General features: G+C 35.2%; 12 protein-coding genes. 10 read left to right on the top strand and 2 right to left on the bottom strand.

The window, feature by feature from the left end:
• From ACIGHG_RS16870 to ACIGHG_RS16850, 5 genes are all read left to right on the top strand, one after another.
• Window positions 1-1,551, top strand: coding sequence for a solute symporter family protein (locus ACIGHG_RS16870; protein WP_396549521.1), 1,551 nt, complete (start codon window positions 1-3; stop codon window positions 1,549-1,551).
• Between the two features lie 215 nt (window positions 1,552-1,766).
• Window positions 1,767-3,119 carry an aspartate aminotransferase family protein gene (locus ACIGHG_RS16865; protein WP_336471706.1) on the top strand — a complete coding sequence of 451 codons (1,353 nt, stop codon included), beginning with the start codon at window positions 1,767-1,769 and terminating at the stop codon, window positions 3,117-3,119.
• A 330-nt stretch (window positions 3,120-3,449) separates the two neighbouring features.
• Complete coding sequence (locus ACIGHG_RS16860; protein WP_336471707.1) at window positions 3,450-4,280, top strand: MerR family transcriptional regulator; 831 nt, start codon at window positions 3,450-3,452, stop codon at window positions 4,278-4,280.
• Window positions 4,281-4,383: 103 nt separating this feature from the next.
• Window positions 4,384-5,736 carry an MATE family efflux transporter gene (locus ACIGHG_RS16855; RefSeq protein WP_336471708.1) on the top strand — a complete coding sequence of 451 codons (1,353 nt, stop codon included), beginning with the start codon at window positions 4,384-4,386 and terminating at the stop codon, window positions 5,734-5,736.
• Between the two features lie 167 nt (window positions 5,737-5,903).
• Window positions 5,904-6,485: a YdcF family protein gene (locus ACIGHG_RS16850; protein ID WP_396549518.1), complete on the top strand. Its 582-nt coding sequence runs from the start codon at window positions 5,904-5,906 to the stop codon at window positions 6,483-6,485.
• Window positions 6,486-6,715: 230 nt separating this feature from the next.
• Here ACIGHG_RS16850 and ACIGHG_RS16845 read toward each other — a convergent pair whose 3' ends face one another.
• Window positions 6,716-7,945, bottom strand: a complete 1,230-nt coding sequence (locus ACIGHG_RS16845) for a DUF438 domain-containing protein (protein WP_396549516.1) — start codon at window positions 7,943-7,945, stop codon at window positions 6,716-6,718.
• A 12-nt stretch (window positions 7,946-7,957) separates the two neighbouring features.
• Window positions 7,958-8,185, bottom strand: a complete 228-nt coding sequence (locus ACIGHG_RS16840) for a DUF1858 domain-containing protein (protein WP_396549514.1) — start codon at window positions 8,183-8,185, stop codon at window positions 7,958-7,960.
• A gap of 647 nt (window positions 8,186-8,832) precedes the next feature.
• Here ACIGHG_RS16840 and ACIGHG_RS16835 point away from each other — a divergent pair.
• The 5 genes from ACIGHG_RS16835 to ACIGHG_RS16815 all read left to right on the top strand — a co-directional run bounded on the left by ACIGHG_RS16835 (window position 8,833) and on the right by ACIGHG_RS16815 (window position 14,389).
• Window positions 8,833-9,954 carry a TIGR04053 family radical SAM/SPASM domain-containing protein gene (locus ACIGHG_RS16835; protein WP_396549512.1) on the top strand — a complete coding sequence of 374 codons (1,122 nt, stop codon included), beginning with the start codon at window positions 8,833-8,835 and terminating at the stop codon, window positions 9,952-9,954.
• 45 nt (window positions 9,955-9,999) lie between these two features.
• Window positions 10,000-10,722 (top strand): YwiC-like family protein, encoded by a 723-nt coding sequence (locus ACIGHG_RS16830; RefSeq protein ID WP_336471712.1) that lies wholly within the window; start codon window positions 10,000-10,002, stop codon window positions 10,720-10,722.
• A gap of 320 nt (window positions 10,723-11,042) precedes the next feature.
• A complete protein-coding gene (locus ACIGHG_RS16825) occupies window positions 11,043-11,750 on the top strand; it encodes a class I SAM-dependent methyltransferase (protein ID WP_396549510.1) in 708 nt (235 codons plus the stop codon).
• A gap of 161 nt (window positions 11,751-11,911) precedes the next feature.
• Window positions 11,912-13,147, top strand: a complete 1,236-nt coding sequence (locus tag ACIGHG_RS16820; protein WP_396549508.1) for an FprA family A-type flavoprotein — start codon at window positions 11,912-11,914, stop codon at window positions 13,145-13,147.
• Between the two features lie 21 nt (window positions 13,148-13,168).
• On the top strand, window positions 13,169-14,389 hold the full coding sequence (locus ACIGHG_RS16815) for an NAD(P)/FAD-dependent oxidoreductase (RefSeq protein WP_396549507.1): 1,221 nt from the start codon (window positions 13,169-13,171) through the stop codon (window positions 14,387-14,389).
• Window positions 14,390-14,397: the final 8 nt, after the last annotated feature.

Here is a 14,397-nt window from a genome sequence, read left to right as displayed (position 1 = left end):
TTGAATACAACAGCTTTTACTTTATTTTTAGTCATTGTTCTTGGAACGCTTGTTATTACGTATTATGCATCGAAAAAAACAAAAAATGCAAGTGATTTTTATACAGCAGGCGGTGGGTTAACAGGATGGCAAAACGGTTTGGCGATTGCGGGCGATTACATGTCCGCTGCTTCTTTTCTTGGAATTGCCGGAGCAATAGCATTAACAGGGTTTGATGGATTTTTTTATAGCATTGGTTTTCTTGTTGCCTATTTAGTTGTATTATATCTTGTTGCAGAGCCGCTTCGAAACCTCGGGAAATTTACATTAGCAGATATGATTGCAGCGCGTTTTGATGCAAGAAAAGTACGCGGAGTAGCAGCTCTTAATACGATGACAATTTCAATTTTTTATATGATTGCACAGTTAGTCGGAGCAGGAGCACTTATTAAATTATTATTAGGAATCGAATACAGTGCGGCTGTACTCATTGTTGGGACATTGATGACTGTATATGTTATTTTTGGAGGAATGACAGCAACGAGCTGGGTGCAAATTGTTAAAGCGGTATTATTAATGGCCGGTACTTTTATTATTTCTGTTATTGTGTTTTCAAAGTTTAACTTTAGTATTACAGAAATGTTTGCACAAATGAAGACAGCGACACCATTGAAAGAAGCATTTTTAAATCCTGGTGTAAAGTATAAAGATGGTTTAGATACAATTTCGCTAAATTTAGGACTTGTTCTTGGTACAGCAGGGTTGCCGCATATTCTCGTTCGTTTCTTTACAGTGCGTGATGCGAAAACAGCCCGTCAATCTGTTGTATATGCCACGTGGCTAATCGGAGCTTTTTATATTATGACAATTTTCTTAGGATTTGGTGCAGCAGCATTTGTTGGGAATGGAGCAATTGTGAAAGCGAATGCAGCTGGTAATATGGCGGCACCAATGTTAGCAGAAGCGTTAGGTGGAAATCTTTTATTTGCTTTCGTTTCGGCAGTAGCCTTTGCGACAATTTTAGCTGTAGTAGCAGGACTTGTTTTAACAGCAGCATCGGCGTTTGCTCACGATTTTTATAATGAAATTTTACGCCGTGGAAAAGCAACAGAAAAAGAACAAGTAAAAATGGCACGCTACGCTTCAGTGGGAGTTGCAGTATTTTCTATTATTTTAGCGTTATTTGCACAAACGTTAAATGTAGCGTTCCTTGTATCGCTTGCATTTGCTGTTGCGGCAAGCGCGAACTTACCAGTTATTTTATTTACGATATACTGGAAGCGTTTTAATACGACGGGTGCTGTTTGTGGTATGCTTGTTGGCTTAACTTCCGCAATTCTCCTCGTTGCAATGAGTCCGAATGTATGGAATCCAGTGGCTGGAAAAGCGATTTTTGTGGGGGATCCCTTATTTCCATATACAACGCCAGGAATCATTTCTATTCCACTTGGATTTTTAGCGGCATATTTAGGAACGATTTTCTCAAGTAAGAAAGAAGATGTGGCGAAATTTGATGAAATACTTGTAAAGTCGAATACAGGACATGGTATTAGTGACGTATCGGCACATTAAGAAACAAAGTGCTTTCTGGCTAAGGGAAGGCACTTCTGTTTTTATTTGTTTTCTCAATTAAATTTATCCATTTTTATTGTAGATTTTTTTGTTTATACAGTAGGATTTATATTATTTTTGTGGAATGAAAGTTTAGTGAGAAAAAAGTTTCAACTATTTATGAGGCACCGAGCAGCTATAGAGATAAAAAGTTGTAATGGAAGGTGGAATATATAGTGAAAACGAGGCAAATTGGAGAATTATTAGCAAAAGATGAAAAATATGTATGGCATGGAATGCGTCCGTATAGTCCGAGCAGTACAATGATTGGAACAAAGGCAGAGGGCTGTTGGGTGGAGGATAGTGAAGGAAAGCGCTATTTAGATGGAATGAGCGGTCTTTGGTGTGTGAATAGTGGTTATGGAAGAAAAGAACTAGCTGATGCTGCACATGAACAGCTGAAAAAGCTTTCTTATTTTCCGATGTCACAATCACATGAGCCGGCAATTCAATTAGCAGAAAAATTAAATGAGTGGCTTGGAGGAGAATACGTTATTTTCTTCTCTAACAGTGGATCAGAGGCTAATGAGACAGCATTTAAAATTGCTCGCCAATATTATGCATTTAAAGGAGAACCGCATCGTTTTAAAGTTATGGCACGCTACCGTGGTTATCATGGAAATACGATGGCGGCGATGGCAGCAACAGGCCAAGCACAGCGGAAATATCAATATGAGCCGTTAGCTGCAGGTTTCTTACATGTTACACCGCCAGACTGTTATCGTATGCCTGGAATTGATGTGGAGGATATTTATGATGTGGAGTGTGTAAAAGAAATTGATCGCGTAATGACGTGGGAATTAAGCGAAACGATAGCTGCATTTATTATGGAGCCAATTATTACGGGCGGAGGTATTTTAATGCCGCCGCAAAATTATATGAAAGCTGTTCATGAAACGTGCAAAAAGCATGGTGCACTTCTTATTAGCGATGAGGTCATTTGTGGTTTTGGACGTACAGGAAAACCATTTGGATTTATGCATTATGATGTAAAGCCAGATATTATTACGACGGCAAAGGGAATTACAAGTGGATATTTACCATTGTCCGTAACGGCAGTGAAAAAAGAAATTTATGAGGCGTTTCAAGGGGCGGGAGAATACGAATTTTTCCGGCATATTAATACATTTGGTGGAAATCCAGCCGCTTGTGCATTAGCACTTAAAAATTTAGAAATTATGGAGGACGAAGGCTTGATTGATCGTTCTGCTCAGATGGGATCTCTTCTATTGAAACAATTAAAAGAGGCAATTGGTGATCATCCATATGTAGGAGATATTCGCGGAAAGGGATTACTCGTGGGAATTGAACTTGTAAACGATAAAGCGACAAAAGAACCAATTGATGGGGACAAAATTGCAAGTGTTGTGAATGCTTGTAAAGAAAAAGGATTACTTATTGGACGCAACGGTATGACGACAGCCGGTTATAATAACGTTTTAACGTTAGCGCCGCCGCTTGTAATTTCTAGTGAAGAAATTACGTTTGTTGTAACAACAGTGAAAGAGGCAATGGAGCGTATTAGATAAAAATGGGCAGGCGAGCCGGGACATAGAGGCTCGCCTGTCTATTTTTCAAGACACATGTTTCATCATGGCATGTAATCATCTGCTTTAAAAAGATGTCTTTTCCATTCATGACACATCTTTAATAATTTTTTATAACAGTACAGCTACATTAGCCCTTATAAATGATCTTTTCTTGTATTTCTGCTCATCATTTATTGTAGTTACATGGTAATGAGATTTACGATTGCTTAAAAGAAATTAGTATTGGAGATTTTGTTATTTATAATACAGTTCCTGCACTTGTATAATAAAGGAAACGGATGGGTAAATAAAAAGAACGGAGAAGTAAATATGTTATTAAATCAACGGTTTACAATTGGAGAAATGGCGAAAATGCATAATATCCCTGAATCGACATTGCGGTATTATGATGAAAAGGGAATCTTTCATCCAGCAATTGTTGATTCGCAAACAAATTATCGCTACTATACAATCGATCAATTTTCAATGTTGGATACGATTAAGTTTTTACGACAGTTAAATATACCGCTAAAAGAAATTAAACGATATATAGATGAAAGAACACCAGCGTTTGCGCTGGATTTATTGGAGAAACAGGAAGAGATGTTACTGAAAAAACAAAGGGAAATTGAATATACGTTAGCAAAAATAAAGCATAAAATTCATTTAATGAAAGAAGCTGTACAAACAGATGCTTATACGGTCTTTTTTAAAGAATTACCAAAGCGGAACATTACAGCTCTTCCTATTACTCCAAATGTAACAGATGATATGTTTGAATATTATATTCATTCACTTCAAAAAAATATGAAACAAGTAGATGATAGTTTATTTTCAGGTGATATAGGTGTAACTGTAGCAAAAGATGCATTATTACAACATGATTTTCAAGCATACAATCGTGTATTTATTCTTCTTGATTACATGCCATTTCAAATTACTACTTCTCATGTAATTGAAGAGGGAATATATGCGTGTGCGTATCATCATGGACCATACGAAGAAACTGGTAAGACTTACAAGAGGCTGCTACTAGCTATTGAGAAAGATAGATATGAAATATGTGGTGACGCAATTGAACTGTCCTTAATTGATTTGTCTGTAACGGATAATCAAGAGGAGCAAGTGACAGAAATACAAATCCCTGTGATGAAAAAGTGAAATAGAAAGGCTTCTCATTTATATATTTTTTACTTCTCTCTTGACCTTCAAGTAACTTGAAGGTTTACAATATGAACAGAGAGACGTAAAGGAGAATTTTGTAATGGAAACAACTGAGCATTTAAGAGAAAAACCGATGAAAAGTCTATTTATTTCTTATTTAATTCCGGCTGTACTTGGAATGGTACTGATGTCGGTGAATATTATAATCGATGCGGTTATGGTCAGCCGTGGTGTGGGAGCAAATGGATTGGCTGGAGTAAACGTTGCTGTTCCCGCATTTTCTATCTTTTTCTCCATCTCACTATGGATTGGGATGGGCGGAGCTACAATGTATTCTATTGCTTTAGGAGAAAATAATATAGAGAGAGCACGTTCTATTTTCACACAATCTATGACGGTAGCGGTTACGATTGTTGGTATATTAATGATTATTTGTTTATGGAAAATAGAAGATATAGCGTACTTATTTGGAGCAAATGATGTAATTTTACCGTATTCGTTAGATTATCTACACGTATTATTCACCTTTGGAATGATATATGTGTTAGAAAATGTCTTGAGTACATTTATACGAAACGATGGAAATCCGAATTTGGCTATGGCAGGTTTGATTGTCACAGCGGTGTTAAACATTGTATTTAATTATATTTTTATTTTCATTCTAGGCTGGGGTGTGACAGGATCAGCATCTGCTACAATTTTATCAGCAGCAATTGGTTTTCTTGTGCTACTGAGTCATTTCTTTAGAAAAAACAGTATTTTAAAATGGACGAAGCTCCATTTAGAATGGGAAACCGTAAAGCAAATTATGGTCATTGGTTTTCCGAGTTTCACGACAGAGGTTACAGTAGCGATTGTAACGATTGGATTTAATATCACTTTTATTCAATATGCTGGTGAACAAGGCGTTGCATCGTATGCTATAGTAAATAGTATTCATGCGATGACATTACTTTTATTCTTTGGTGTTGGGGCAGCACTGCAACCAATCGCAAGCTTCCATTATGGTGCAAACTTAACGGAAAGATTAAAACAAGGGTTACAGATTGCGGTTAAAACAGCTGTTGCACTTGGTGTTATCGCAACACTGATTGGTTTATTCTTTGGGAAATATCTGGTCGGCTTATTTGACGTTCAATCCGAAGAATTATTAAATATGACGGTTATAGGAATTAGTTTATTCTTCATGCAATACGTATTTTTAGGTTATAACATTGTATATGGTGAATATTTCCAATCTGTACGACGAACAAAAAAATCTGTTTTAATTATTTTAAGTCGAGGGTTGTTACTTATCATTCCTCTTCTGTGGGTGATGCCAAAATTATTTGGTGTAAATGGAATATGGCTTGTAATGCCTGTTGCGGAACTATTAACAGCATGTGCCGTATTTGTGATGAATCATTATTCACATCCAGTTTCTATACGTGTGTTGGAAGAAAAACATATATAATAATGAAGTCCCCTTAATATGTTAAGGGGATTTTTTCTTGTTCTATACGAATTCGTACAAATATTACTTTTAAAGGATAAACTATCTTGAATTGGAAAATAAAACTATACAAATAATTGGAAGGATATTATGATGAAAAAAATGGTGAAATAGGAGAATTTATAGGGATGTTAAAAAAAAAGAAATTCAAAAAGTATTGTTTTATTTTCATTATCATTGCAGCAGTTTATATGAGTACTTTACAATATATTATTTACAAGCATGGTCACATGGAAGCACCAGATGATGCGGATTATATGATTGTACTTGGTGCTCGTGTGAAAGGAACAGAACCTTCTTATGCTTTGCAATATCGTATTGATAAAGCAGCTGAATATTTAAAAACACATCCACAAACAACTGTTATTGTGTCTGGTGGTAAAGGAAAAAGAGAGGATATTTCCGAAGCTTTAGCGATGGAACGCGGATTGGTGGCGCAGGGAATTCAAGAAGAACGAATTACAATGGAAGATCGTTCCACGAATACAGATGAGAACATAAAATTTTCAAAACTGCTTATTCCAACAAATAAGAAGAAAGGAATCATTGTGACGAATGATTTTCATATGTACCGCGCAAAAAAAATTGCCGAAAAACAGGGATTGCAGTTAGAGGGATTGTCTGCAAGAACACCAAAGCCTATCATAATTCAATCTAATCTGAGAGAGTATTTAGCAATTACGAAGTATTGGATTATGAATCAAATATAATGAGAAATCTTACAAAAAGGAAAGAGTGACAAATTAAAAGGATGTAACGCAGACTGAATCAATGAGTACGTTTATGTGTATGAAAAGCTTGAAATATTTAGAGAGAAAGAGATGAGGAAGTAGAAAATAGAGGGGAATTGGCATTTTATTCTTAAAGAGGATGAACCGGGTGTTTAGCAATGGGTTCATCCTCTTTAAAGAAAGGTCAAGGGAATTGTAACAATCTCAATTTATGAGAGAATACGTTTTTCTCCTTGGATTTCTTGAATCGGATTAATATTTTGTGTGAATTCAAGGGTGCCCATGTATTCTCCATCTTCACTCCGTATAGCGAAATAGCGAATGTATACATATTTATCTTTGAACTTAATCCAGAAATCTTCACAATCTTTGTTTCCAGATTTAAAGTCTTCCAAGAGCTTTTCAACGACATGAACGCTTTTCGGAGGATGGCAGTTTTGAACTGTTCTGCCGATTATCGCTTTTGTGCGAGCAAAGATTCGCTCTTTTCCATGAGAGAAGTAGCGTACAACATCATTCTGATCAATGTACGTAATATCCACAGGCAAGTGGTTCAACATCATATCTAGTTGTTTTAAAGATAGTATACCTGTTTCTAAACGTATGAATCCTTCAGACATAGCCTGCTCTTGCACCGCTTTTCTTTCAGGTTTCCATATACTCGCAGGACCTGTTAAGCAATAGCCAATTTCATCACTTTCATGAGCGATTTTAACCCATTCATCTTCCGTAAGAGTTTGAAGTGCCATTGGAAACAAAATATTTTCCTCTTTAAAAATCATTTCAGTTACCTCACGGATGACAAAGTAAACGCCGTCTAAGACAGTCTTTTTATCTCCGTTATAGTTTGTTAATGCTTGTTTTACATCTTTAATGGCGTTACGAATGACATCATCGATTCCCCACATTACTTGTGTTGGGCCGTAAATTCCGTATTTTTCTAAATAGGGGAAAAGCAGATTTTCTTTACGGCTGTAGTGTTTATCCACATCTAGCAACAGATTTAAATCTTCGATTAGTTTATAAACGTTTTCTTCACTATCTTCTTTCTCGAAACGTTCGTAGTGAAGTTGAAGTTTGAAGTTAACAAGCTTATCAATTTTTTTGTTTTCAAGCTTAAATGTATGAACTGGATGCCCAGCTTGATCTTCGAGTTTATCGGATCGATGGATTTCTTCAATGGAACCCTTAAAAATAGCTGTATGCACCGAGCATAAACGTTGTACTTCTTCCACTGGAATTCCTTCTTCTTCCATGAGTGCCTGTTCAAGTTTTGAAATTTCCGCGACGGTAATATTCCCGACTGCTTCTTCAAATTGTGCCTTTACTTCTTCCACACTTTTTCCATTATGAAGATTTTTAATAATTTCCTTTAAGATAGCCTGTCTTTCAAATTGATTCATACTTTCTTGTTCACGATTATTAATTATTTCACTCATAAGGATCCTCCTCTATTCTTTCATGTTAAATCCATTATTTTTAAAAGTTTCTTTAACGATATCGAAAGAAATTCCCTTCATCCGGCATCCATTTGGAATAGTCATCACACGGCCGACCGTGTGCAGCATGCCGGGTTTCGTTATATCTTCAAAGCCTAGCTCTTTTAAGATAGGGATGATTTCAGGGTATTTGTTAGCCAAATCGCAAACGGTTTGACTAAAATCAATCATCTTTGTCATCACTCTCACCTCGGAAATAAGTGATATTAATTCTCAAAAACAATGTAACATAAAGAGAATGAATAAGAAGTGAGGAAAATCACACGTGTGATTTTTGAAAATTTGAAGGAAAAACTAGGGAACGTTAGGGGAGTACGTTGCGTAAAAAGAAGTACAAGAGGCCGTGATAAAAAGAAATTTTGTACCTACTCAGTCACTCTATGAAAAACCGATAGAAAAGCATTTTTTTAAGTGGTCGAGAGGGACTGGTTATGTATAGTAGCGGTCAGGGCCTTTTCCTGCCACGCACAAAGTTTGAAAACAAAGAAAGGCAGCGAGGTGTAGGTCCATTTTTATCTCGCTATTTGTGGGCAGTAATACTCCCACCTCAAAATTTGGCGAAAGCATTGTCCAGCTCCAGTGGCTAGAATGTTCGGTGGCTTCGCTTCTTCCTACGAGGTAAAAAACACCTCTACGTCAGAAGCTCCATCCCTCTCACATTCTGGACGAGCCACTTCCGCTTTTCTTAAGAAGTTAGGTGGGGGATAAACCACATGTAAAAGCTTGATTGGTAAGGGCTGATTAAAGTTTCATGCGTGATGTATCTCACAACATGAATTCTTATATAACTTTACAATGAGGATATAAGTCGATAGGAGGGTTTAATCTTGATTAATCGTGATTTTAACAAAAATCCATTTATTGTAATATGGGAGTTGACAAGAGCATGCCAATTAAAATGTCTTCATTGTCGCGCGGAAGCTCAGTATCATCGTCATCCTCTTGAGCTAACATTTGAAGAAGGTAAAAAACTAATTGATGATATATATGAAATGGATAATCCGATGCTTGTTTTTACCGGCGGTGATCCGTTAATGCGTCCGGATGTATATGATATTGCGGATTATGCGATAAAAAAAGGTGTTCGGGTATCTATGACACCAAGTGCTACTCCAAACGTTACGAAAGAAACAATTCAAAAAGCAAAAGAAGTAGGGCTTGCTAGATGGGCATTTAGTTTAGATGGGCCAACAGCTGAAATACATGATCATTTTAGGGGGACAGAGGGGTCATTTGAATTAACAATGAATGCGATTCGTTATTTGCATGAATTGGAAATTCCTATTCAAATTAATACTGTTGTTTCTAATTATAATGTGAATGTACTTGAAGATATGGCGAAATTAGTAGAGGAATTAGAGTGTGTGCTTTGGAGTGTATTTTTCTTAGTTCCAACGGGGCGCGGCAAGGAAACAGATATGATTTCACCAGCCGGGCATGAAAGAGTATTCCAATGGCTATATCAATTAAGTAAAAAGGTTTCTTTTGATATTAAAACAACGGCTGCTCAGCACTACAGACGTGTTGTTATTCAACAAAAAATGAGAGAGAATAAAACAACAGATCAGGCTATTCAATATCAGCATGTATTGATGAATGGAATGACGGGGCAGATTGATGGACTTGGACGTGCTCCAAAAGGGGTAAATGATGGAAACGGTTTTGTATTTATCTCTCATATTGGAGATGTATATCCAAGTGGGTTATTACCTATCAAAGCCGGGAATGTTCGAACAACACCACTAGCTGATATTTATCGAAACTCTCCCATCTTCCAAGACTTGCGTAACCCAGACAAGTATAAAGGAAAGTGTGGGGTTTGTGAGTTCCGATATGTTTGCGGAGGATCTCGCTCTAGAGCTTTTGCCATGACTGGAGATTACATGGAAAGTGAACCTTTCTGTGTATACATCCCAAAAGCATTACGAAAACAGAAACAAAACGTATAAAAATGACATTGTTGATAAAAGACTTTGGGTGAGGGTGTTAAAAGAATGAAGTTAATTATTCCAAAGCAGCATGGGGCATGGGGAATGCTGCTTATTCCATTTGTACTGGGTGTTTTAATTGGTAAAGGGACATGGTATCATATACCGCTCTTTTTGGCATGGTTGTTTGTGTACTTAGCTACGTATCCGTTATTAATGTACGTAAAACAACCACGAAAGAAGTATTATTTACATTCTTTCTTTATTTATTTTAGTGTGGCTTGTGTGTGTGCGATCATTGCTCTTATATATGAATGGCGTATTGTGTTCTTTTCCATTATTATGCTCCCATGTTTTTTCATAAATATTTACTTTTCTCGCCAAAAAAACGAACGAGCTTTACTAAATGACATGTGTGCTATTATTTTGTTTTGTATAGGGGGAATAATTAGTTATTATTTCACAATGAAAACAGTTGATGAGAAGATATGGGTTGTTGCAACTATATCATTTTTATATTTTATGGGAAGTACGTTTTATGTGAAGACGATGATTCGTGAGAAAAAGAATCCAACGTATCGCTTTGTTTCATGGGGGTATCATTCTTTACTTGTGATTGCGACTTTAATTGTATCACCGTGGTTTACCATTGCCTTTATACCAAGTTTGATACGATCTATATTCCTTTATGGTAGAAATATTTCGATTCTACAAGTGGGTATTTTAGAGAGTATAAATTCTATTTACTTTTTTGTTTCAGTAGTATTGTTAGCCAGAGCATTACTGTAATAATTATTACAGTAAGTTTGTGAGTGTTTAGTAATATTTTGATAAGGAAACTGACTCAAATATATAAATACAAATTAAAAAATCGACATAAAAGCCCTCTTTTTTTAGGTAGGCGAGAGCATCTGGCCATGCATAGAAACGGTCAGGGCCTTTTCCTACCACATGCCAGGTTTAAAACAAAAGGAGAAAGCAAGTAGCAGTCATGTTGTATTTTGCGTAACGGCGACTTATAAAGAAAAGCGGAAGCCGCTGGAGCTAGACAAAAATGTCGAAAAATTAAAATGGATATATATATAGATTCTGAAAGGACTGTATAAATAATGACTTTCTATCAAACGTTAACGCCATATTATGATGAAATTTTTCCTGCAAATGAGAAACAAATGAATTTTATAGTCTCTTATTTACAAAAAGGTAGCTCTATATTGGATGTGGGCGCAGGAACAGGTAATGTATCCCAAGCACTAGTTGAAAAGGGGTTTGCTGTTACTGCGATGGAACCAGAGAAGACGCTGGCTGCAAAAATTCGGGAGAAAGCTGCAGTTTACGAAGGGATATTTAGTGTAAATACATTTGGAATGCAACAAATTGAAAATGTGCCTGGAGTATTTGATGGTATTTATTGTATTGGAAATACACTTGTTCATTTGGATAATTCGAAAGAAATCTTTAATTTTATCTGTGGATCTTATGAAAAATTAAAAGCAAACGGAAAACTAATTATTCAAATTGTAAATTATGAAAAAGTATTAGCTGAAAATAATTTCAAATTTCCGGTACTGAAGAAGAAACATTTCTCGTTTAAGCGTAATTATACGCTAGAAGGAGAAAAAGTATTATTTACTGCAACATTGAATGTGGATGATAAAGAACTATCAAATAGTATTCTGTTATATCCTATTACGAAAAAACAACTACTGCCTATGTTAAAAGAATGTGGTTTTCGTACTGTAGAAACTTTCGGTAATTTTAAAAAAGAGGCGTATTTACCGAATGGGCCAGCTTTAGTTCTTGTAGCTACAAAGTAAATATGTCATAAAAAATACTTTAGTAAAGAAAAATTTTCATTTACTAAAGTATTTTTTTTATTGGTTTTTGCAAAATGTGATTCAAGTCCTCTTTTTATTTCAGGAAAATTTTTATAATACAATTGTTGTTAAGAGATAAAAATGAGGAGGAATTAAAAAATATGAATAGAGAAATTAAGCTAACTGAAGATATATATTGGGTAGGGAAAATTGATAATAGGGAAGTTCCATTTCACCGTTTAATCTTAGCAAAAGGAACAACTTATAATGCATATCTTCTAAAAACGGAAAAACCAACAGTGATTGATACAGTTGACATAGAGTTTGGAAGAGAATTTGTAGAATATTTAAGTGAATTAATTGATCCGCAAGAAATTCAGTATATCGTAGTGAATCATACAGAACCCGATCATTCAGGTGGATTGGCAGCATTAGCATCAAGGGCTACAAATGCTACAATTGTATGCACAGAAATTGCAGTACCTGAGTTGCAGGAAATGTATAAATTGCATCACAGAAACTTTTTAGTTGTAAAAGATGGAGACACATTAGATATTGGTGGGAAAACGTTGAAATTTAAAGAAACTCCATATCTTCATACAGAAGAAACAATGATCACATATTGCATAGAGGATAAAATTTTATTCCCATGTGATATTTTCAGTACACATGTAGCGAATTATGAATTCTTTAACGATGAAGCGAATGAAGATATTACGGAAGATTTCATAGGCTACTATAATGCGATTATTCACCCGCATAGAAGATATGTCAGAACGTTAATGGAAGCATTGAAAGGCTTAGATGTTCAAATGATTGCTCCGTCTCATGGGTACATTTTACGCCAAGATGTCCAAAAATATATTGATTTATATGCAGAAATGAGTAGAGATACAACACTAGGGAAAAAAGTAACTATTGTATATACAACCATTAAAAATAACACGAAAAAAATCGCGAATATCATTAAAGAAACATTCGAGGCAGATAACATTGAAGTAACAGTATTTAATGCTGATAAATCAGATAAAGCTGAAATTCTAGAAAGTATTCAAGAAGCAGATGCAGTCTTCATCGGATCGTCAACTAAATACGCAGATATGATTGGAAATTTAGAAGAAATTTTAAAAGAAATGAAAGAAATGAATTTAGAAGGAAAAATAGCAGCTGCATTCGGATCATACGGTTGGAGTGGTGAAGCAATTGAGGTAGTACAAGATTACTTAAATGAAACAAATATGAATGTACAAAGTACATCAAATGTTATTAAGTCTACAGGTATGACTCATGTTGAATTCCCTATTCGTGTAAGATTCTCTCCAAAGGATGAAGAGAAAACAGAACGAATTAAACATGCAACAACATTTGTTACAGATTTATTATTAAGTTCTATTTAATAGAAAAACGTAGGTGAAAATATGGAAAAGAATTTTGTTATTATCGGAAGTGGAGTAGCCGCTGTAAATGCTGCAAAGACAATTAGAGATCATGACAAGGATTCAAAGATATTCATTTTTGGTGAAGAACCATCTTTACCCTATAACAGAATTAAACTATCAAAAGAGCTATATTCAGATTTACACAGTGAAAAAGTTTTAATCAAAAAAGAAAAATGGTACCAAAATAATAATATATCAGTTTTCACAAATACAAAGGTAGTAAAAATTGATACGGAGCAGAAAAATATTGTTACATCAAATCATGAAAAAATTTCGTATTACAAATTATTAATTTGCACGGGTGCAAATAATAGAAGGCTACCAGTAGATGGAATAAATAAAAAAAATGTCTTTACTATTAGAGACATGCAGGAAGCAGATAACTTTAAAGCATGTTTAGAAGATAAAAAGCATGTTGTAAACATTGGTGGAGGCGTACAAGGGTTAGAAACAGCTTGGTCTATGATGAAAGCTGGTAAAAAAGTATCCATTGTAGAAGTTGCCGCTACACTAATGGGAAGACAATTAGATGAAAAAGTTTCTCTTTTATTAAAACAAAAAATTGAAAGTTCCGGAGTAAAAGTATATTTAAATACGACTATTGATTCTATTCTTGGAGAAGAAGTAGTAACTGGAATGAAAGTGAATGGTGAACAACTAATAGATTGTGATAGTGTTGTTTATTCAATTGGGGTCACTCCTAACATTTCTTTAGTAAATAATACTCCTATTCATGTAAATAGAGGTATTATTGTCAATGAGAAGATGGAAACGAATGTGGAATCTGTATATGCTGCTGGGGATGTAGCAGAAGTAAACGGTGAAATTGGCGGACTATGGGGACGAGCAATGGATCAAGGGAAAATTGCAGGAAGTAATATGGTTTCTAATCCTGCAATTTATAAAGAAGCAATTCCAACTACTATCTTTAATGCATTCGATGTATCTTTATTCTCAATTGGATTCGTTGATGAAAAACAATGTGATACAACTATCGTTGAAGAAGATGGTAAAGAGAAGTATACAAGGTTATTTATCAAGGATCATAAAATAGTAGGTGTCATCTCATTAGAAGGAGTTGCTGCGTCCATCCCTTACAAGTCTGCTATTGAAAAGCAGGTATCATTAGAAGAGATTGATATGAAAAATACGAATGTAAGTGAAATAATGAGCAAGGTAAAAGAGAAACTGAAATCTTAATATAATAA

Origin of the sequence: Bacillus sp. NPDC077411 (genome assembly GCF_044543425.1) — a bacterium.
In the GTDB taxonomy this organism is placed as follows: Bacteria; Bacillota; Bacilli; order Bacillales; family Bacillaceae_G; genus Bacillus_A; species Bacillus_A bruguierae.
Note: the sequence above shows the minus strand (reverse complement) of the source record. Positions and strands in the feature narration are given on the sequence as shown.